Annotated in this window: 20 protein-coding genes; 13 read left to right on the forward strand and 7 right to left on the reverse strand. The window is 59.1% G+C overall.

Going from position 1 to position 20,285, the window contains the following annotated elements:
* Window positions 1–244: 244 nt before the first annotated feature.
* Window positions 245–718, reverse strand: coding sequence for a PaaI family thioesterase (locus HY36_RS00890; protein WP_035547038.1), 474 nt, complete (start codon window positions 716–718; stop codon window positions 245–247).
* Between the two features lie 50 nt (window positions 719–768).
* A complete protein-coding gene (locus HY36_RS00895) occupies window positions 769–2,133 on the reverse strand; it encodes an ABC1 kinase family protein (protein ID WP_035547041.1) in 1,365 nt (454 codons plus the stop codon).
* A 257-nt stretch (window positions 2,134–2,390) separates the two neighbouring features.
* Between HY36_RS00895 and HY36_RS00900 the strand changes: the two genes are divergently transcribed.
* The 5 genes from HY36_RS00900 to recF all read left to right on the forward strand — a co-directional run bounded on the left by HY36_RS00900 (window position 2,391) and on the right by recF (window position 8,069).
* Window positions 2,391–3,173 carry an enoyl-CoA hydratase gene (locus tag HY36_RS00900; protein ID WP_035547044.1) on the forward strand — a complete coding sequence of 261 codons (783 nt, stop codon included), beginning with the start codon at window positions 2,391–2,393 and terminating at the stop codon, window positions 3,171–3,173.
* A 129-nt stretch (window positions 3,174–3,302) separates the two neighbouring features.
* Entirely contained in the window at window positions 3,303–3,566 is a 264-nt protein-coding gene (rpsT, locus tag HY36_RS00905) for a 30S ribosomal protein S20 (RefSeq protein ID WP_035547047.1), read from the forward strand.
* A 544-nt stretch (window positions 3,567–4,110) separates the two neighbouring features.
* A complete protein-coding gene (locus HY36_RS00910) occupies window positions 4,111–5,574 on the forward strand; it encodes a DnaA ATPase domain-containing protein (protein ID WP_162175922.1) in 1,464 nt (487 codons plus the stop codon).
* A gap of 191 nt (window positions 5,575–5,765) precedes the next feature.
* Window positions 5,766–6,887, forward strand: coding sequence for a DNA polymerase III subunit beta (gene dnaN, locus HY36_RS00915; protein WP_035548142.1), 1,122 nt, complete (start codon window positions 5,766–5,768; stop codon window positions 6,885–6,887).
* Window positions 6,888–6,956: 69 nt separating this feature from the next.
* Complete coding sequence (recF, locus tag HY36_RS00920; protein ID WP_035547051.1) at window positions 6,957–8,069, forward strand: DNA replication/repair protein RecF; 1,113 nt, start codon at window positions 6,957–6,959, stop codon at window positions 8,067–8,069.
* On the opposite strand, the gene HY36_RS00925 is transcribed toward recF, so the two are convergent.
* Window positions 8,066–9,607 carry a TadE/TadG family type IV pilus assembly protein gene (locus HY36_RS00925; RefSeq protein WP_035547053.1) on the reverse strand — a complete coding sequence of 514 codons (1,542 nt, stop codon included), beginning with the start codon at window positions 9,605–9,607 and terminating at the stop codon, window positions 8,066–8,068. The genes recF and HY36_RS00925 overlap by 4 nt on opposite strands.
* A gap of 226 nt (window positions 9,608–9,833) precedes the next feature.
* Between HY36_RS00925 and HY36_RS00930 the strand changes: the two genes are divergently transcribed.
* Window positions 9,834–10,628, forward strand: coding sequence for a thymidylate synthase (locus tag HY36_RS00930; RefSeq protein ID WP_035548145.1), 795 nt, complete (start codon window positions 9,834–9,836; stop codon window positions 10,626–10,628).
* Here the strand turns inward: HY36_RS00930 and HY36_RS00935 are convergent.
* On the reverse strand, window positions 10,625–10,981 hold the full coding sequence (locus HY36_RS00935) for a carboxymuconolactone decarboxylase family protein (RefSeq protein WP_035547055.1): 357 nt from the start codon (window positions 10,979–10,981) through the stop codon (window positions 10,625–10,627). The genes HY36_RS00930 and HY36_RS00935 overlap by 4 nt on opposite strands.
* Window positions 10,982–11,062: 81 nt before the next feature.
* Window positions 11,063–11,638, reverse strand: a complete 576-nt coding sequence (locus HY36_RS00940) for a hypothetical protein (protein ID WP_241764107.1) — start codon at window positions 11,636–11,638, stop codon at window positions 11,063–11,065.
* Window positions 11,639–11,890: 252 nt separating this feature from the next.
* Here HY36_RS00940 and HY36_RS00945 point away from each other — a divergent pair, with 252 nt between their 5' ends.
* From HY36_RS00945 to HY36_RS00955, 3 genes are all read left to right on the forward strand, one after another.
* Window positions 11,891–12,427: a dihydrofolate reductase gene (locus HY36_RS00945; protein ID WP_035548148.1), complete on the forward strand. Its 537-nt coding sequence runs from the start codon at window positions 11,891–11,893 to the stop codon at window positions 12,425–12,427.
* 70 nt (window positions 12,428–12,497) lie between these two features.
* On the forward strand, window positions 12,498–13,406 hold the full coding sequence (locus HY36_RS00950; RefSeq protein ID WP_035547061.1) for an SMP-30/gluconolactonase/LRE family protein: 909 nt from the start codon (window positions 12,498–12,500) through the stop codon (window positions 13,404–13,406).
* A gap of 24 nt (window positions 13,407–13,430) precedes the next feature.
* Window positions 13,431–14,507, forward strand: coding sequence for an MBL fold metallo-hydrolase (locus tag HY36_RS00955; RefSeq protein WP_035547065.1), 1,077 nt, complete (start codon window positions 13,431–13,433; stop codon window positions 14,505–14,507).
* A 54-nt stretch (window positions 14,508–14,561) separates the two neighbouring features.
* On the opposite strand, the gene HY36_RS00960 is transcribed toward HY36_RS00955, so the two are convergent.
* Window positions 14,562–14,897, reverse strand: coding sequence for a winged helix-turn-helix transcriptional regulator (locus tag HY36_RS00960; RefSeq protein WP_035547067.1), 336 nt, complete (start codon window positions 14,895–14,897; stop codon window positions 14,562–14,564).
* Between the two features lie 109 nt (window positions 14,898–15,006).
* On the opposite strand from HY36_RS00960, the gene HY36_RS00965 reads away from it, so the two are divergent.
* Together HY36_RS00965 and HY36_RS00970 are read left to right on the forward strand one after the other, a co-directional pair.
* The gene (locus HY36_RS00965) at window positions 15,007–15,741 is read left to right on the forward strand and encodes an SDR family NAD(P)-dependent oxidoreductase (RefSeq protein ID WP_035547070.1); all 735 of its coding nucleotides are present in this window, start codon (window positions 15,007–15,009) and stop codon (window positions 15,739–15,741) included.
* A 148-nt stretch (window positions 15,742–15,889) separates the two neighbouring features.
* A complete protein-coding gene (locus HY36_RS00970) occupies window positions 15,890–16,987 on the forward strand; it encodes a serine hydrolase domain-containing protein (RefSeq protein WP_035547074.1) in 1,098 nt (365 codons plus the stop codon).
* Here the strand turns inward: HY36_RS00970 and HY36_RS00975 are convergent.
* Complete coding sequence (locus HY36_RS00975) at window positions 16,984–18,159, reverse strand: Mrp/NBP35 family ATP-binding protein (protein ID WP_035547078.1); 1,176 nt, start codon at window positions 18,157–18,159, stop codon at window positions 16,984–16,986. The genes HY36_RS00970 and HY36_RS00975 overlap by 4 nt on opposite strands.
* 98 nt (window positions 18,160–18,257) lie before the next feature.
* On the opposite strand from HY36_RS00975, the gene hflK reads away from it, so the two are divergent.
* Window positions 18,258–19,385, forward strand: a complete 1,128-nt coding sequence (gene hflK / locus HY36_RS00980; RefSeq protein ID WP_035547081.1) for an FtsH protease activity modulator HflK — start codon at window positions 18,258–18,260, stop codon at window positions 19,383–19,385.
* Window positions 19,385–20,281, forward strand: coding sequence for a protease modulator HflC (gene hflC / locus HY36_RS00985; RefSeq protein WP_035547085.1), 897 nt, complete (start codon window positions 19,385–19,387; stop codon window positions 20,279–20,281). The genes hflK and hflC overlap by 1 nt, the downstream gene beginning before the upstream one ends.
* The last annotated feature ends 4 nt before the right edge of the window (window positions 20,282–20,285 follow it).

The following is a 20,285-nucleotide window of genomic DNA, read 5'->3' on the forward strand; positions in this document are numbered from 1 at the left end:
CGACGCGCCCCGCATAGACGGAGACGCCAGAATTGGAAAGGCAACACGTCAACGCAGCGCGGACCGGAGGTCGGCCTGCCTCATCTGATCTGGTTCGGAAGATTGAACACTTGCAGGAGGCGCAGCCGGACCGGTTCGCGCCTCGTCGGCGCGTCACGAATGATGGTGATGGTGGTGCAGTGCAATGTTCATCGCGTTGGCGGATACTGAGACGCCCCGACAGAGTCAACCTTTCAGGCGGGCGTCAGGCTTTTTCCGTCGGTCGCGTGAAAGGCTTCTGCGCGCCATCGCGGCGCTCGATCACCTTGAAGATGCCCGTACCGCGCATCAGCAATTTGTCGCCCGTCCAGATGCGCCCCTCAACGGTGAAGACATCATCCTGACGGCCGACGACTTCGCCTTTGCCCTCGACAAAGCTGCCCATCGGCGCACCGGAGAGAAAGTCACACAGAAGACGAACGGTGACCCACCAGGTGTCCTCATCCTTCTCGACGGCCGCGCCCCAGGCCATGTCGGCAAAGGTCATGACCATGCCGCCATGCGCGTTCATCATGCCATTGGTGTGGTATTCTTCCACGCGGAACGCGCGGTAAACGCCGGTTTCGTCCCGCTTTTCGAACAGCGGGCCAATCTGGCGCCCGAAGCCGCGATGCCAGGGGAGAATGGAATAGCCTTCCGGCGTCTCGAAAGTCTGGTTTCTGGTAAGGTCGTCGCTCATGCAGTGCGGATTAGCGCCAAGTTTGCGCGAGGGCCAGAACTAACCATGCGTCAGTCGAGGCCGACCGCCGTCTTGGCGCTCGCCTGGCGCGCGGCCACCGCATCCACCTCAAACCCTTCAAGGCTTTCATTGAACAATCGGTAGAAATTGAGCTCTGCCCCCAGCCGGAGGTATGCCGCGCCGAGGCCAATGGCCGCGCGGTCCATGAACACAAACTCCCGCGGGATCTTCACCGGCCCTTTCTCCTTCAGCAGCCTGCGCACCTGAAAGGCTTCCTTGCGGCCATACTCGCCGGGGCTAACTCCATCGGCGACAGAGCGCACGCGGTCATCCAGCAATGGACCATAAATGAAGCGCGCCCAGATATTGAGCACCTCGACCAATTCCTTCGACAGGCCGCTGAAGCCCCATTTTTCATAGGCGGCATAGGCTGCGTCGAAATCATCCGCGAGGATGGCGCGATAGAGGTCCACGACACCGCTGACGAATTGCGGCGGGAAGATGCGGATGCAGCCAAAGTCCAGAAGGTTGAGGCCGGTGCCCTCCCCCGTCACTTGATAATTGCCCAGATGCGGGTCGCCATGAATGACGGCATAGGCGTTAAACGGCCCCCACCATGTCCAGAACAGCATTTCCGCAATCCGGTTGCGCACCTCTTGTGGCGCATCCTCGAACGCATCGAGCCGCTGACCCGATACCCAGCTCATGGTGAGCAACCGATCAGTCGAAAGGTCAGGGACCGGGTCCGGCACTGTCACAAAGTCCCGATCTGCCAGCATATGAGCATAAAGCGCCATGTGCTTCGCCTCGCGGGCATAGTCGAGTTCTTCGCGAAGCCGGTCTGTGATCTCATCGACCATGGCGCTTGGGTCGATCGATCCGTCCATCCGCTTGAACAGGCCGAGCATTGTCTTGAGCTGCCCGACATCCGACTCCACGGCGCTCGCCATGTCAGGATACTGCAGCTTGCAGGCGACCTGGCGACCATCATGCAGTGTGGCCCGATGAACCTGGCCGAGCGAGGCAGCATGGGCGGCCTCCTTCTCGAACTCGGCAAACCTCTCCAGCCATCCCGCGCCAAGCTCAGCCCGCATGCGCCGCTTGACGAATGGCCAGCCCATGGCCGGGGCCTCGGCCTGCAGCTGGCTGAGTTCGTTGGCATATTCCGGCGGCAGGAAATCCGGAATGGTCGACACCATCTGCGCCACTTTCATGAGTGGCCCCTTGGATTTGCCAAGCGCCGCCGCCAGCGCGCGTGCGATCTTCTCATCGCCCTGATCCCCGCCAAACAGGCTCTGCGTGGCAAAGGTCAGACCTGCGCCGGACAAATTGGCCCCGACCCTGGCGGTTCGTGCAAGACGACCCGACAGGCGGTTGCGTTCCGGGTCTCGCGATGTTTGGCTGCCATCTGTCATGGGCAAGATATAGGTCTCTGCCTAGAAAACAGCCAATCCGCACTTGTCGCAGGTGTCAGCCCGATATGACTCGCAATGGATGACAAATGCGTCATGATTGATGTATAGGCCCGCCTTCGCGAGATATCCGCGACGAAAAAGGAACAACGCCCGGAGGTTTCCCGGTCATGGGCACGGGGTGTAGAGTGTCCTTGTTATTACAGGCTGCGGCAACAGAAATGCCAGCGCCGAACCGCGACCAGCAGGAATTTTTTTGAATGTCTTACAATACGCTGCTCACCGAGATTGATGCCGAGGCTGGCTTTGCCATCATCACGCTCAATCGTGCGGAGAGCCTGAACGCCCTCTGCGAAGAGATGATGAACGAGTTGACCGACGCCCTCGACCGGTTCGAGAGTGACACGGATATTGGCTGCATCGTCCTGACCGGCAGCAAGAAGGCTTTCTCCGGAGGGGCCGATATCAAGGAGATTCAGGAGAAGACCTATCCTGAATCCTATTATGAAGACTTCATCAGCCGGAATTGGGAACGCGCCGCGCGGGCGCGGAAGCCCATTGTGGCGGCCGTCTCAGGCTATGCAATTGGTGGCGGCTGTGAGCTGGCCCTGATGTGCGACATTATCCTGGCGGCTGATACAGCCCGGTTCGGCCAGCCTGAAGTGCGCCTTGGCGTGATGCCCGGTGCAGGCGGCACGCAGCGCCTTGCCCGCGTTATCGGCAAGTCAAAGACGATGGAATTGTGCCTGACGGGCCGGATGATGGACGCCGAAGAAGCCGAACGTTGCGGACTGGTCAGCCGCGTCGTGCCCGCAGACGACCTGCTGGACGCCGCGCGGGAACTGGCGCGCACCATCGCCTCCATGCCTCTGGCCGCTGCAATGCTGACCAAGGAAGCAGTGAAGATCGCCTACGAGACCCCCCTTTCCCAGGGCATCCAGTTCGAACGCCGCATGTTCCAGTCGCTGTTTTCGACAGACGACCAGAAGGAAGGCATGGCGGCCTATGTCGAGAAACGCTCGGCCCACTTCAAAGACAAGTAATGCAGGACACCCGATCATACCTGCATTTTCCTGCGCCGGGGTCCATCTGGGCTGTTGACGCCCCCGCGCCGTTTATGTATTCCCCCGCCTTCAGCCTGAAGGGAGCCCTTCGGGCCACAGGAGTTTAATATGGCTAATACTCGTTCTGCCAAGAAAATGGTCCGCAAGATTGCGCGCCGCACCGAAGTGAACAAAGCTCGTCGCTCACGCGTGCGCACCTTTGTCCGCAAGGTTGAGGAAGCAATCGCGGCTGGCGACAAGTCTGCTGCTCAGGAAGCGCTGCGCTCTGCTCAGCCGGAACTGATGCGCGCGGTTACCAAGGGCGTGATGCACAAGAACACATCTGCCCGGAAAGTTTCCCGCCTGTCAGCCCGCGTCAAGGCAATGGGCTAAGCGACACTTTCTTGCGTAAAAATTTGAAACCCGCCTGACTGCTCAGGCGGGTTTTTTTCATGTCAACTACTCAATACAATAAAATGTAGCCCGCCAAAAAACAAGTTCATTGCACTTGGAGGTTTCTCGTAAGGATTGCGAAATTGACCTGACTGTGAGGGTCCGAGTTGCAGTAATGTTAGGGCTTGTCAGAGGAAGAAAAAAACTCGCACTTATTCAGAGGAATTTCACAGGCTTATGCCCCGCCCCCTGTTGACAGAACAGGCGCGAACAAAAGTGTGGAGCGACTCACTCACAAAAAAAGATCAGTTCTCAAACGCCTGATTTGATTGCGATTTGAGGAAGAGGATTAAGAGTCAAGCGAGCAAAACCTGTTGTCGCATAAAAGTTGCACTTGTCAGCAAAACCCCCTTTGAGTAATTTGAATTCACCAACAGAAAAGTTCTCCCGACACGGAGTATTTATGTGTAACCGGACTACGGTTCGGGCGGGGACTGCGTGCCAGTTGGTCAGGGTGAAATATAACTAGAAAATGGGGCTCGGCATGGACGGGAACAGACTCTTTGATTCAGAAACTGGCGTAGACTTCACTGAAAAACAGGGCGGCAAGAATGCTCCGGGCAAGGAGATCTGGCTGACCGTAAAGGCGCATCTCGCGACCATCCTCAACACGGCTGACTATGATCGCTGGATCGATGGTCTGCGCCTGGTTGCCGAGTACAACAATGAGATGATCATTGCGGCGCGGGATCCGCTGTCATTCGACCGCGTCTATGGGGCCCACCGCCATGCCATCCAGCGCATCTGGCGTGAGCATGACCCGGCCCGCCGCGCGATCAAGCTGGTCTGCTGGCGCACTGCGCCTGCCGAACTGCTGGAGATCGTCGACGATCCTTGGGCAACGACTGAGGCGGCCGCCGATACAGCGCCAAAGGCAGAGACCGAGACCTCCACCGCTAGTACTGGCGCCCCTGTCATGTCGTTTGGCACCCTCGTCACGGGTGAGGCAAACGAGCTGGCCGTCGAGATGGCGAAGCGTATTGCGGCCGGCCTGCCAGTCGGCACGCTGACAACCTTGTTCTATGGCCTGCAGGGCACCGGCAAGACGCACATCCTTCACGCGCTGAAATCTGCCGCTGAAGCGCGGGATGGCGAGTGCAATGTCGTCTACCTCACTGCGGAAGAATTTCTCTCCTCTTACACAGACGGTGTGAAGGTAAAGGACACCAGCGCCCTGAAGAAGCGTCTGCGTGCCGCCACCATCCTGATGATCGATGACCTGCATCGCATCAGCGGCAAGCCGGGCACAGAGACGGAGCTGTTCCAGAACATCCGTGAGGTCACCGCGAATGGCGGCCATGTCGTTCTGGCGGGTGACAAGGCCCCTGGTGACGTCACCGGGTTCAGCCCCCGCATGATCAGTGAGCTGAAAGGCGCGACCACCGTCGAGGTTGGCGAGCCGGACGCCAACATGCGCTACCAGATCATGCGCGACCTCGCTGACCACATTCAGACGGGCCATCCAGAGTTTGTCGTCACAGATGAGATGATCGCTGAATTCAATGCAGGCATCCGAGGTCAGGCCCGTGAAATGACCGGGGCGATCTGGAACCTCTACACAGAGGCGGCCTTCGGCATCCGCACGCCTACGCTGGACATGGTTCGCAAGATCGTGCGCCGGACAGAAGGCGACGTACGCCAGCCATCCATCGAGTTGGTCAAGAAGGCGACAATGAAAGTCTTCGACGTGACAAAGACTGACATGGAGAGCCCAAGCAAGGCGCGCGCTGTGGTGTACCCACGCCAGATCGCCATGTATCTGTGCCGCGAGATGACCGGGAAATCCTTCCCGCAGATCGGTTACAGCTTCGGCAAGCGCGATCACACAACCATCCTTTATGCGCACCGCAAGGTGACCAAAGCCCTGAAGGACAATGTCGAGCTCAAGGCCCACATCAAAGCCGTCAGCGAAGCGATCCTCGAGCTGCAGGCAGCGGGTATGAACTAGGCAGGTGAGGCCAATCACGCTGAAAACATGATCAGCGCTTGGCTTTTGCCCCTGTTTGAGTAAGTGTGCTCGGCCCGCTCTCCCTGCAGAGCGGGCCGATTCCGTTCCGGATGGCTGTTCCGGGCGGAGCCGGGAGCAAGTATGAAGAATTCAGGGCCGCTTCTGGCGGCCTGCCACGAACGGAACGGACGATGAAACTGACGATTGAACGCGGCGACCTGCTGAACGCACTGTCTCATGTGCAGAATGTGGTGGAGCGCCGCAACACGATCCCGATCCTCTCAAACGTACTGCTCCAGGCAGGCAATGGAGAGTTGAAGCTCACCGCGACCGATCTCGATATCGAAGCCGTCGACAGCGCCGATGCAAGCGTGTCGCGCGAAGGTGCCGTGACCGCCCCGGCCGGAACGCTGTTCGATGTGGTGCGCAAGCTGCCTGCAGGTTCCGAGGTCGAGCTGGAAGTCCAGCCTGAAGGCCAGCGCCTCGCCATCACGGCGGGCCGGTCTCACTTCGAATTGCCAACCCTGCCCGCCTCAGACTTTCAGACAATGAGCTCTGACGACACGCCGACGAAATTCTCCCTCGGCGCCAAGGAGTTTGCGCGTCTGATCGACAAGACACGTTTCGCGATCTCCACCGAAGAGACCCGCTACTATCTGAATGGCGTGTACCTGCATGGCGCCAAAACCGATGATGGCAGCGCCGTGCTGCGAACCGTTGCCACAGATGGTCACCGCCTCGCGCTGGCTGAGCTGCCTGCCCCGGCTGGATCTGAAAACCTGGAAGGCATCATCGTGCCCCGCAAGGCGATCGCGGAAGCGCGCCGCCTGGTAGATGGGGTCGAGGACGACATCGATGTGGAAGTGTCCGACACGAAGATCGTCGTGCGCGCCGGTCGCGCGGTGCTGACCTCAAAACTCATCGATGGCTCCTTCCCTGACTACAGCCGCGTGATCCCGAAAGGGAACGACAAGAAGCTGACCATCGACAACAAGGCCTTCGAAGCGGCTGTGGACCGCGTGTCCACCGTATCGGCAGAGCGCTCGCGGTCCGTGAAGATGTCTCTGTCTGATGGCAAGCTGGTCCTCGCGGTGAACCATGCCGAAACCGGCGTCGGCAATGAAGAGCTCGAAGCAGAATATGGTTCGGACGCAATGGAGATCGGCTTCAACGCGAAGTACCTGCTCGATATTGCGGGTCAGATCGAAGCGGTCGAAGCGGAATTCATGTTCAGCGATCCGGCATCGCCTGCCCTCGTGCTGGACCCGTCCGATGACAGCGCGCGCTACGTGCTGATGCCGCTGCGCGTCTAAAGGAACAACGGCGTTTCCGGCGGCACGACGGTCTCGACTCATGACACCCGGCCACGCCATACAGCCTGAATGACCGCCCTCACCCGCCTGACCCTGACTGACTTTCGCAATTACGCGTCGCTCAGCCTGCCGCTGGATGGGCGTCATGTCTGCCTGTATGGCGCGAACGGCGCAGGCAAGACCAATCTGCTTGAAGCGGTGAGCCAGCTCGGCCCCGGTCGCGGCCTGCGCTCGGCAACGCTGCAGGACATGGTCCGGAAGGACGCGCCAGCAGGATGGACCGTTTCGGCGATACTGGCGGACGAGCAGCGCATCGGCGTTGGCCTTGAGCTGAGCCCAAGTACGAAGCGTACTGTTCGTATCGACGGCGCATCCGCTACGGCTTCAGATCTCGCAGAACTTGTCCGCATCGTCTGGCTGACCCCGGCGATGGACGGAGTGTTCCGGGGCAGCACGTCAGACCGACGCCGCTTCTTTGATCGGCAGGTCATGGCGCACATGCCGACACATGGCACCGCCGCCAGCCGGTATGAAAAGGCGATGCGTGAGCGCAACGCCCTGCTCGAACGGGGCCATGTGGACCCGGCCTGGGCTGATGCCATCGAGGCGCGTATGGCCGAAGCCGGCGCAGAAATGGCTATCAACCGGGCGCACGTTCTCGAAGCGCTGCAAGACGCCATCAATGCTCGGCCTGAAGGCTATTTCCCGAAGGCTGACCTCGCCCTTGAGGGCAAGTCTGAAGAAGCGGCCCTGCGCGGCGAGGATTTCAAATCCATTTTCGAAGCGCTGATCGATACATTCCGCACAACCCGTCGCCGCGACATCGCCGCCGGCAGAACAATCGATGGCCCACACCGGTCCGACCTGACCGTGATCCACCGCCCGACAGGGGCGCCCGCGAAGGATGCGTCGACCGGGCAACAAAAGGCGTTGCTGATCGGCCTGATCCTTGCCTCGGCTTCAGCGCTTCGCGCGGATGGTACCGGGCCGTCTCCCCTGCTCCTGCTAGACGAGGCAGCGGCGCATCTTGATGCAGACCGGCGGGCGGCGCTGTTTGATGAATTGTCCGCTCTTGGCGGTCAGGCCTGGCTGACTGGCACGGAAGCCTTCCTCTTCGAAGCCTTTGGCGACCGCGCGCAGAAGGTGCGCGTCGAGGACGGCCAGGCGGTGAGTGAGGCCTAGTTCTTGATCCGGAGATCGGAGATCGACTGAGCAATCTCCCGATACACATCCTTCAGCTCCTCCCCGTTGGAGGCATCAAAGGCGAAGGATGGGCTGGTCGCGCAATACTCCATGATCGTGCGCCCATCGGATGTCTTCTGGACATAGGACGGCACCTGAAACCCAACTGTGTATACCTGCACATTTGCGGGCTCCGCCTTCATCGCATCACAGAGGTCCATCGCCTGGCGGAACGAATTCTTGCTGGCAGTCGGATGGTTCACGTTGAAGTCACCATCCGTCATCAGGATGACCGCCTTGGTGACATTCACTTCGTCATAATCCCACGGCTTTGAGACTTCCGGCCACACGCTCTGCCAATTCGGCGACAACAGATACCAGCCCCAGGCCACACCCAGATGACCCGCCGTGCCGCCATTTGCCGTCATGGCCTGAACATGTGCCTTCAACGCGTCCTTGTCTTCCGTAAGAGGAACGGGTCCGGACTCCCGGCACGTGGCGTAGTAGAAATCCAGCGCGCCGGTCGAGCTGTTCGCACCGCCATTCTCGATCTCGTTTTCGCCGCGATACTTGTCGCGGTCGCTGTCATAGAAGTTCCAGCGCGGATTGCCCGCCCCGATCCAGGCGAAACTGCCCGGAGCCGCGTCGCTGTCTGCATAGGTTCCGGTGCGTTCGTAAACGCAGGTGTCTCTCGCTGTTGAATCTTCCCAGAACCAGCGGGCCACATCCCAATCATAGTCGCCATGCTGGTCACACTCGTCAGGATCGGACTCTGTGCAAGTTCCGTCCTGATAATACATGAAACGCTTGCCCGTCGCCTGATCGTACATTCGGGCGCTGTTATAGGAATTGTAGTTGCTGATGGCCCCGCTGTTCGTGGCGTCAGCCGGAATGGTCACGCCGCGGGTGACCTTGTCAAAATAGGCCCCCGCATTGACTGCATTGTTGTAGGTGACGATGCCGAGACGAACCGTTCCGTCTCTTACCTGATCATCGGGCAGCAACTCGTCGAACGCCGTGATCGCAGCGGTCTTCAGAGACGACAGCCGATTGTTGCTGTTCATCGACCCTGACACGTCGAACACGAAAGACACGTCGATCCGCCCTACCGAGAAAGTCGAGGTTGAGCTGACGGTGAAGCTCATATCGTCATTCCCGATCAGGTTCGACAGGAAGGTCGGCTGAGTACACCTCATGCGGCCGAGAATGTCTTCGCTGTCATCGCTGAATGTGACTGAAACGGTCGTACAACTCATGCCACCGCCTGCCGAGTCGATCAGGGGCGACACGTATTGCCGTATATCGGAGACGACTTCTGCATTTGTTGCGCCCGCCTGACGGGAAAGAGCGCCTGCGAGGACGGCAGAATCCATCGCATATTGCACGCGGGCTTTCTGGCGAAAGATGAACTCCAGGTCGACTGCCAGTCCGACAAGCACCATCAACGACGTCAGGATAAACGCCGTCAGCATGGTCAGATTGCCATGCACATCGCGCGCGAAGCGATTGAAGAATGTCCCGAAACGCCCGGTTTTCACTGCCCCAGCCTCATGGTCACCAGCCCGGTGTGGCCTTTTGCTGATAGTGGGCAGAACTGATTTCCGGTGCCTTCAGGTTCAGACGTTAAATGCTCCCTGCAGAACAAGACTGCGTTTACCATGAACATGCCCGCGAACCCGGGCAATCAAGCTGCGCCGACTTGCCTGTGGGGGATCATTTCGTGATACGATGGACGCCGAAGACCGATTCCCGACAGAGGCTGACATGCAGCAATATCTCGATCTCCTTCAGGACATTCTGGACAATGGCCATGAGCGCGCCGACCGAACCGGCACAGGCACACGCGCCGTGTTTGGCCGCCAGATGCGGTTCGATCTGTCCGACGGGTTCCCGATGGTCACCACGAAAAAGCTGCACCTGCGCTCGATCATCATCGAACTGCTCTGGTTCCTGAAGGGCGATACCAACATCAAATACCTGAAGGACAACAAGGTCTCGATCTGGGATGAGTGGGCCGACGAGAATGGCGACCTTGGTCCGGTCTATGGCAAGCAATGGCGCAGCTGGGCCGCGCCAGACGGCCGCGTGATCGACCAGATCCAATGGGTGCTGGACGAGATCCGCACCAATCCGAATTCCCGCCGCCTGATCGTGTCGGCCTGGAACCCGGCCGATGTGAATGAGATGGCGCTGCCGCCCTGCCACTGCCTGTTCCAGTTCAACGTGATGGACGGCAAACTGAACTGCCAGCTCTACCAACGCTCTGCAGACGTGTTCCTTGGCGTGCCGTTCAACATCGCTTCCTATGCGTTGCTGACCATGATGATGGCGCGCGCAACCGGACTGGAGCCGGGCGAGTTCGTACATACATTCGGCGACGCGCACCTGTACCTGAACCATATGGAACAGGCACAGCTGCAGCTCTCGCGCGCCCCTCGCGCCCTGCCCCGCATTGTCCTCAACCCCGACAAAACTGATTTGTTTGGCTGGGAATATTCAGACTTCACGATCGAGGGCTATGAGCCGCACGCCCATATCAAGGCGCCGGTCGCGGTCTAGGCGTCTTTCAGCGCCTCCCAGGCTGTCCACGCATCGCCTGCATACATGAGGCTTGGGCCACCGCCCATGTAAACCGTCATGCCGAGCGTTTCGGCAACTTCCTCATCGGTTGCGCCAAGCCGTTTCAGCGCCTTGGTGTGAAAGCCGATACAGCCATCACACTGTTTTGCGATACCAATGGCCAAGGCAATCAGTTCCTTGGTCTTGGTATCCAGCGCGCCATCCGCCAAGGCGGCCTTGGACATGGCGCTGAACTGATTGAGCGTTTCCTTCGCGCCTGTATTGCGAAGCCCGGTAATGCCCGAATTGATCGCGCCCGTTATCGCGCCATAGTCCTTTTTGCCGTCTGCCATGCTCGACTCCTTATTTGCATACTTGCGCAAATATGCGAACTCTATCGGCTCATGCAATATGGAGATTACCGGATAGCGCAGTCAGGCGGCCGCCGGGTCGACCTTTCCCAGATCTTCCCGCCGTCGGATGATGGCCGAGACGATCACCGCGCCAACCATCTTGCCGATCACGAACACGACCCAGTTCCAGACGTGCAGCGAGTTTCCGGGATCCATACCCAACTCCATCTGCTTGGCGAGGTCCGCGCCATACAGGAACACAGTTGTATCCACAGGCGCCGCAAGCGCGCTGGACAGAAGGATACGCGTGGAGAGGCGATACTTGGTGAAAGTGAAGAGCAGCCAGTCCACGCCTTCAGAAATCGCAAAGGCGATCCCGCTGGCCAGCGCAATGACCGGCCACGCATAATAGAATGACCAGGCAATCGCCATTGACATCACGATCAGCACGCGGTGGCCCATTTCCCGCTGTACGAAATCCCGGATCACGAACACCATGCCGGTCACCATCGTCATCGGATGTAGCGAGACCCCCTGCGCCGTCAGGCCGCTACCTGTTGGCTCGATGATCTGGAACTCCGGAATGATGCCGAACGACCAGTTCAGGAAGGGAATCAGGGCGACATAGATCAGCGCCCACCCGCGTCCTCTCAGCATCCAGATCGCCAATAATGACAACAGGATGGCAGGCAACGCCCAGCCGATTTGACCAGGGTTCCCGTTGGTTAAAATTCCTACAAACGTTTGCATCCAAACCATCCCCAACGGAACTGTCATTCACTGCCTGAAAACTGAAGAAATAAGGTTGCATTCACCCTACAAACTCGGCTCTGCATGTAGTCACAAAGACGTATGGGGTCACAAGAGCTGGCCGCCAAATTACATGCAAGTAGATTGGAACCGATCAGTATGTCGGCAGATGTGAAATTATGCCTGATTGCCGCTCGAGCTCGTAACAATGTGATCGGCTCCGGAGGTGACTTGCCGTGGAAACTGAAGAGCGACTTGTCGTTCTTCAAGACGGCGACGCTGGGCTGTCCGATCATCATGGGCCGCAAGACATGGGAAAGCCTGCCTGTGCGCCCGCTGAAAGGCCGCGAGAATATCGTGATGACGCGCGATTGGGCCTACAATGCCGATGGCGCCCGCGTGTATTCCAGCTTTGCCGCCGCCACCAATTCCGCGCGCGCAGTCGCTGCCCGTACAGATGCCGACAAGGTCTTCGTGATTGGCGGGGAAGCCATCTACAAGCTCGCCCTGCCGTTGGCCGACCGCATCTACCTGACCGAAGTCGATGCAGAACCAGACGGCGATGCCTATTTCCCGGAACTCGATGCCAATGACTGGCAGGAGACCAGCGCCGAGCAGTATGACGCCGGCAATGGCAATGATTTCGCCTTCAAGATCCGCCAACTCGACCGGGTAAGTGTTTTCACTTCCCGCTAGGACAATCATTGTTCTTCGAAAATCAGACGCCTAACCTTCTCCCAAAAAAATGGCGAGGAGGAAACAGCCAATGGAATTCGAGATCATCACCACCGGCCTGCGCTTTCCGGAAGGTCCGGTTGTCATGGCAGATGGCAGCGTCATCGTCGTTGAAATCGAGAAGAAATGCGTCACCCGCTGCTGGGGAGACGGCAAGACAGAGATCATCGCGCACACCGGGGGCGGCCCGAACGGGCTGGCCATCGGGCCGGATGGTGCGCTTTGGGTCTGCAACAATGGCGGCTTCATCTACACCGAAATGGACGGGCTTCTCATCCCCGGCAATTGCCCGGATGATTATGATGGCGGTCGGATCGAGCGGATCGATCTGTCCACCGGCAAGGTCGAGCGCGTGCTCGACACGGTCGATGGCCACAAGCTGAAGGGCCCGAACGATCTTGTCTTCGACAAGGCTGGGAACCTCTATTTCACCGATCACGGCAAGACCTATTCCCGGCACCGGGATTTTGGCGGCCTGTTCTTCCTTGCCAGGGGGGCAAGCGAAGCAAAGGAACTCGACTTTCACTATACAAGCCCGAACGGTGTCGGCCTCTCCCCTGACGAACAGACGGTCTACATGGCCGACACGCTAACTGGTCGCATGTGGGCTTTCGATCTGGAAAGTCCTGGTGTGATCAAGCCTGCTTCGCCTTTCAATGGCGGCCGTGTCGTGGCCACGATGCCCGGCCTGCAATACTTTGACAGCCTTGCGATGACCGCCGCAGGAAATGTCTGTGTCGCGACCATCCTGAATGGTGGCATCACCACCATTACGCCCGGCGGAGACTATCACCATACGGCCTTTCCCGACCTGATCGTCACCAATATCGCGTTTGGCGGCGATGATATGCAGGATGCCTATGTCACCTTCTCCAGCACCGGACAGCTGGCGAAATGTCGTTGGCCAGAGCCCGGCCTGAAGCTGAACTTCAATGCCTGATATGACAAATGGGGAGGAAAGGTCATGAAAATCGTGAAGTACATCCTGATCGGTACAGGCATTCTGATCGCCTTGCTGCTCGGTGCGCGCGCCGTGTTCAGCGTGCAGATCGGCGAAGCCCTGTTCCGTTCAGCCGTAAAGGCGAATCTCGGGCAGAGCGCGCTGGCCGATGCACCTGATGGATTGAGCGCCATTCTGGTCGGCACCGGCTCTCCCCTGCCAGATCCGGGACGCGTCGGCCCGATGACTGTTGTTGCCGCCGGAGATCGCATCTTCATCATAGATGCTGGCTCCGGCTCGGCCCGGCGGTTTGGAGAACTTCGTCTGCCATGGGGCAATGTGGAAGCCGTCTTCCTGACGCATTTCCATTCCGACCATATCGACGGACTCGGTGAAGTGATGCTGCAGCACTGGGCGGCAGGCGGCACCAAGACACCTTTGGCGCTGCATGGCCCGAACGGGGTCGAGCGGATCGCCGCTGGATTCACGCACGCCTATGCTCAGGATACGACATATCGGATCGCGCATCATGGCGCCGAAGTGATCTCACCCTCTGGCCAGGGCGCTGAGGCCGTCGCCTTCACGCCTTCAGGCCGACCGGAAATCGTCTACGAAAAAGATGGGCTGACCGTCTCAGCCGTCTCGGTGGATCACAGTCCGATTGAGCCTGCAGTTGCCTACCGCTTTGATTATCGGGGTCGATCCGTCACGATTTCAGGCGATACAGTGAAAGATGACCGGCTGGTGACGCTGGCAAACGACACGGACCTCCTGATCCACGAAGCTCTGAACGCCGACATGGTCAGTGTGGTTCGCGACGAACTCTCGGCCAATGGAGAGACGCGGCTGGCCGCAATCATGAACGACATTCTGGACTATCACACGACGCCAGTTGAAGCCGCAGAAGTCGCCCACGCCGCCAATGTTCGCATGCTGGCACTCAGCCATATCGTGCCGGCGCAGCCGAGCCGCCTGCTTTATCCCGCCTATCTGAAAGGCACGGCCAAAGCCTATGACGGCCCGATCATCATGGGCGAAGACGGAATGATGTTCACGCTGCCAGCGGGATCTGACAAGATTGAACGCAGGCGATTGAATTGAACGCCACCGGGACGCGCTCATCCTTTGCGACGTCTCAATTTCACAAGCGCCAGACTAGCTTGTTTCCAACAAGGCTTCCGTGATCTCGGTCTGGTGCGCTTCGCCCCACTCGCACAAAGAAACGAACGCCGCACTGAGACCTCTTCCAAAATCGGTCAGGGCATAATCTACGCGCGGCGGCACTTCGCCATGGTCCGTGCGGCTGACAATGCCATGGCGTTCCATCTCCTTGAGTTGCTGGATCAGCATCTTGTCACTGACCCCGTCGATACTGCGTTTCAGTTCGCCATACCGCATGGGCTGGCGCGCAAGAAAAAACAGGATCAGCGGTTTCCATTTGCCGCCAATCAGACGGAGTGCAGCGTCCAGTCCGCAAATAAAGGGTCTCATCGAGTACTGCCTCCCAAAGTTTCTTTGATACTTACCAAATAGTGCATACTTGTCCAAAAGTAAGCTGCTCCCCAGCTAGCCATCTCCAACGCGGAAAAGGAGATTGGACATGGGAAAGCTTGAAGGAAAAGTCGCAGTCATTACGGGCGGAGGGTCCGGCATCGGACTCGCCACGGCAAAGCGCTTCATAGATGACGGCGCAATCGTTTACCTTTTCGGACGTCGGATAGACGTGCTTGAGAACGCAGTTCAGCAATTGGGGCCCAATGCACGTGCCATCCCCGGCGACGTTACCCGGCAGGAGGATCTCGATCATCTTTATGCTCAGGTCGAGAAGGAGCACGGCCAGATTGATATTCTGTTTGCGAATGCCGGGCTGGGCGATCTGGCGGCGCTGGGCGATATCACGCCGGAACAGTTCGACCTCACCTTCGGCGTCAATGTGAAAGGAACGCTGTTCACGGTTCAGAAAGCGCTACCGCTCTTGAAAGCTGGCAGCTCAATCATCCTGACAGGGTCGACCACCGGCGTGATGGGAACCCCAGCCTTCAGTGTCTACAGTGCGTCGAAAGCCGCTATTCGGAATTTCGCTCGCAGTTGGGCACAGGATCTTCGGGGATCCGGCATTCGCGTCAACGTCCTCGTGCCCGGCGGAACCGAAACCGAAACTGTCATGCGTGACATCGGGGCCGATGCCATGAACCAGATTGGTGCCTCCAGCCCCCTTGGCCGGCTGGGCTATCCGACAGAAACGGCTGCTGTTGCCGCCTTCCTGGCGTCGGAGGACAGCAGCTACATGACGGGCGGCGAAGTCTTCGTGGATGGCGGCCTCGCACAAGTTTAAGCCGCCCCAGGGGCCGGTTCTCAAACGTGGTTAGTTGCTCCATATCCGAGGATCGGCCCCCGGCCCTCAATGCCCCCACCGGCAAACAGCGGCAATCCGAACGCCAGGGGCTGGACTAGGCCGCGAGCATTCCCTAGTTGCAACCGTCATGAAACACAGACTGATCGCGACAATCGCCGCAGCCCTGCTGGCGTCCGGCTGCACCGCCGAACTCCCTGCGCCAGACACGCACGCCACTACGCACGGCGTCGAGTTTGCCGACTCGAGCGAACTCTCCACGCTATTGGAGGAGCTCTCCTTCTCTGGCACGCTCATCGTCAGCAAGGGTGACGACACCCTGCTGCGTGAAGCTGTAAATACGTCTTCGATAGAAGACACCACAGATATCACTTTGGAAACCCGTTTTCCCATCGCCTCCATGACAAAGAGCTTCACGGCGGCGCTGGTTCTGACGCTGGTTGACGAGGGCAAGCTCGGTTTAGATCAGACGCTGGCTGAATTGCTGCCGGACTTTGACGCACCCTACGCTGACAAGGTCACGGTCCGCCACCTGCTGCAAAACCGGTCTGGCATTCCACACTACATCGACATACCCGGCTGGTTCGACAATGATGTGAAGCGCGCCTTCACAGACAAGTCCTTCATGAAAGCAGTCGAAGGGCTGGATCTGAAGTTCACACCCGGCAGCGATTATCTGTACTCCAACGTCAATTACTTCTTGTTGGCGCTCATCATTGATCGCTATTCGGGCATGGACTACGAGGCCAGTCTGCAGAAGCAGATCCTGGATCCGCTCGGCATGACGGCAACCGGTCAACTCTATCAGGATCCAGACGGACTTGCCGTAAACTACCTCAAGCATAGTGACGGCACTTACGAAATTATCCCCGTCGTGAACCCGGTTCTGTTTCGCGGCACTGCCTCCATGGTATCCACTGCGGACGACCTGAACACATGGGGACACGCTGTCATCGATGGCAAGATCTATTCGGAGGCGGCGGAAGCAGAAGCGTTCCATACCGACACGCCAATGGCCTGGACCGTTGCGGAGCTCCCCGTCTCTGAAGAACAGAGCGTTAGTGTCACCTATTATAATGGACGTCTGATCGGATATCTCAGCTTGATCATGCTGGTCCCGGATGAGGATGGCGTAGTCGTCATCCTGAACAACAACACAGTCGGCTACGAGAACATGATCGGTCTGGCTGCGACATTGGCTACAAATTATTTCGGCAACGAGAACTAGTCTTCGAACACAATGTCGGGTGTCGGCTTGGTCGCCAGTCCGTCCAGTTCGATGGCAACCTTGCGGGCCAGTTCGTGAAACAGCTGGCCAGCTGTTTCGTCGGTCAACGCCGCTGGCTGGCCGGAATCGCCGCCTTCGCGGACCGCCTGAAGCATCGGCAGTTCAGCCAGCAGAGGCAAGCCGAGGGCGTTGGCCGTGGCCGAACCGCCGCCCTGCCCCATCAGGTAATGCCGGTTGCCGGCCGGGTCTTCAAACCAGCTCATCGTCTCGACAATACCCAGCACCGGCACTTCGGTTTTCGCGAACATGGCAGCGCCGCGCCGGACATCAGCCAAGGCAACTTCCTGCGGTGTCGTGACGATCAGCGCCGCGGTCACCGGAATGCGTTGGGCAATGGTCAATTGTGCATCGCCCGTGCCCGGCGGAGTGTCGATGATGAGTATGTCCAGCGGGTCTTCCGGAGTGCCCCATTCGGCATCGTTCAGCATCTGCGTGATCGCTGACATGACAATCGGTCCGCGCCAGATCATCGGTGCGTCCGGGTCGGACAAATAGCCGATCGACAAGGTCTTCAGGCCTGCCGCCTCGACGGGCAGCAGTTTTCCGCTCTCCTGAGACGTGGTTGGCTCGCTTGAAACCGTGCCCAGCATGGTGGGAATGGACGGCCCATAAATGTCGGCATCCATCAGCCCGACCTTCATGCCCGCCTTCGCCATGGCCACGGCCAGATTGACCGAGACTGTGGACTTACCCACACCGCCCTTGGCACTGGCGACGACCAGAATGCGGGAAATGCCGGGAATGGAAGATTTAGGCGCAGCAGACGGCACCTTGCCCTGCTGCAGGGCGTCGTCAGACAGCCGGGCGCCTTTCCGCACGCGTTTCGAGGCGGGTGTGTGAGACAAGTGAACTTCCTTTGAAGGGGCGCTGGCGGCGCGCTCAGCCGTCAGGACGCTGCTGACAGAGCTCACGCCCGAGATCAGTTCAACCTTGCCCTCGGCTTCGATTCGGCGCGCCTCGGCGGCCTCTGGCTGAGCCGGATCGGCCTTGATCACCAGCACCACCCGGCCGTCCTCACCAATGGTCACCGATTCCAACCAATCGGGCTGCCCGAGGGCCTGGATGATCTTTTCCTCGAGTTTCCGGCGTGATTTATCCTTTGATCCGAACAAAATCTGCGACTCCGCTGCTCTTGATGCCTGCAAACAGGCATGCACTTATCATCAAAGCGCCTATATAGAACCCATGCACAGCAATACAGGGAGGGCACATGCCCTGGGATGACAAGACTAAATCCAGCGGCCCTTGGGGCGGCGAGGGTGGAAACAATGGAGGCGGCAAGGATGGCGACTCTCCATGGAACCGGCCTGGCGGCTCTGGCGGCAGCGGGGGCAATGACCTCGAAGAACAGATGCGGCGCATGCAGGAACGCTTTCGCCAGCGCGGCGGTGGCGGTGGAAACCGCCGTGGCGGCGGAGGCGGTGGCGGGACCAATTTCGGTCCGCTAGGCTTTCTCGTCATTGCCGGTATCGCCCTGCTCGCATGGCTGTCCACCAGCGTCGTGATGGTGGATCCGGGCCAGCAGGCCTCTGTCTTCCGCTTCGGGAAATGGCAAACGAATTTCGGGCCCGGCCTGCACTTCCACCTGCCCGCTCCGTTCGAACAGCACGAACTGGTAGAAGTTGAGGCGCGCCGGAAAACCGAAATCGGCCAGACCATCGACGAAAGCCTGATGCTGACCGAAGACGAGAACATCGTCGACCTGCAATTCTCCGTCTTCTGGCGCGTGCGCCCGGATGCGCCCCAGGACTACATCCTGAACGTGCGCCAACCGGACATTGCCGTCGAAATGGTCGCGGAATCGGTGATGCGCGAAGTCGTCGGCAAGACGAAACTGCAAAGCGTGATCACCACAGAGCGGGACGTTGTTCAGAACGAGGTCGCCCAACAGGTTCAAACCTTGCTGGATGACTATCGCGCCGGGATTCGCATCCTGAGTATCCAAATCGACAAGGCTGACCCGCCCCAGCAGGTCATCGAGGCCTTCAACGATGTGAACGTCGCCGAACAGGACGCCGAGACCAACATCAACCAGGCCACGCAGTACGCCAACCAGATCGTGCCTCAGGCGCGGGGTACGGCCCAGCGCCTGCTCCAGGAAGCTGAAGGCTATCGTGACCAGATCGTCGCGGACGCCCAGGGTGAAGCGTCCCGCTTCGAACAGATCTATGAGGAGTACCGCAAGGCGCCGCGCGTCACGCGGGAACGCATGTATCTCGAAACCATGGAACGCGTGCTTGAACGCACTGAAAAGACCATTCTCGACAGCCAGTCCGGCGCAGTGCCCTATCTGCCGCTGGATCGGGTGCAGTCCGGTAACCGCGGAGGACAGAACTGATGCGTAACCTTAGCTGGCTGGCACTTGCCCTGATCGCGATTGTCGTGGTCGCCATCGTGAACTCTTTCTATGTCGTGCGCCAGGATGAGCAGGCCCTGATCCTTCAGGTCGGTGAACCGCGCGCAGTCATCAACCCACCCGGCACGGATGAAGCCGGTCTCTACTTCAAGATCCCGGTCATCCAGACCGTCGAAAAGCTGGACCGCAAGAATCTCGGCCTCGACATCGAGAACATCGAAGTCCTGGCGTCGGACCAGCGCCGTCTGGATGTTGACGCTTTCGTCCGGTGGCGCATCAGCGATCCGCTGAAATTCTATCAGAGCCTTCGCGACATTCGCCGCGCCTCGACCCAGCTGAATGATGTGACCAAAGCATCTATCCGTGAAGTCATGGGTGACGTGCCGGTGCCGGAAATCATCTCCGGTCAGCGTGCCGAACTGATGGACAATATCCGCTCGAAAGTGGCCGCTGAACTCGCCGATGATGGTATTTCCATCGTAGACGTACGAATTCGTCAGGCAGACTTGCCGCGCGAAGTGGCAAACGGTGTCTACAGCCGGATGCAGACAGCGCGTAAGCAGGAAGCCGAACGTATCCGGGCCGAGGGCGAAGAACGTGCCCGCCTGATCCGCGCCCAGGCTGAACGTGAAAAGACCGTGATTGAAGCCCAGGCCCGCGAACAGTCGGAAATCATCCGGGGTGAAGGCGACGCCCTCTCCACCGAGATTTACGCCAACGCCTATGGCAAGGACCCGGAATTCTTCCGGTTCCAGAGAGCCCTCATTGCCTGCGAGAAGTCTCTCCGTGAAGGCACACGCATCGTGGTTGGCCCGGATTCTCTCGGCCTGTGCGACGAGTTCATCAATCGGGCCCGTGCAAATGGCGGCTCCCGTTAGGGCC

The sequence above is a fragment of the Hyphomonas atlantica corrig. genome, from assembly GCF_000682715.1.
Taxonomy (GTDB): domain Bacteria; phylum Pseudomonadota; class Alphaproteobacteria; order Caulobacterales; family Hyphomonadaceae; genus Hyphomonas; species Hyphomonas atlantica.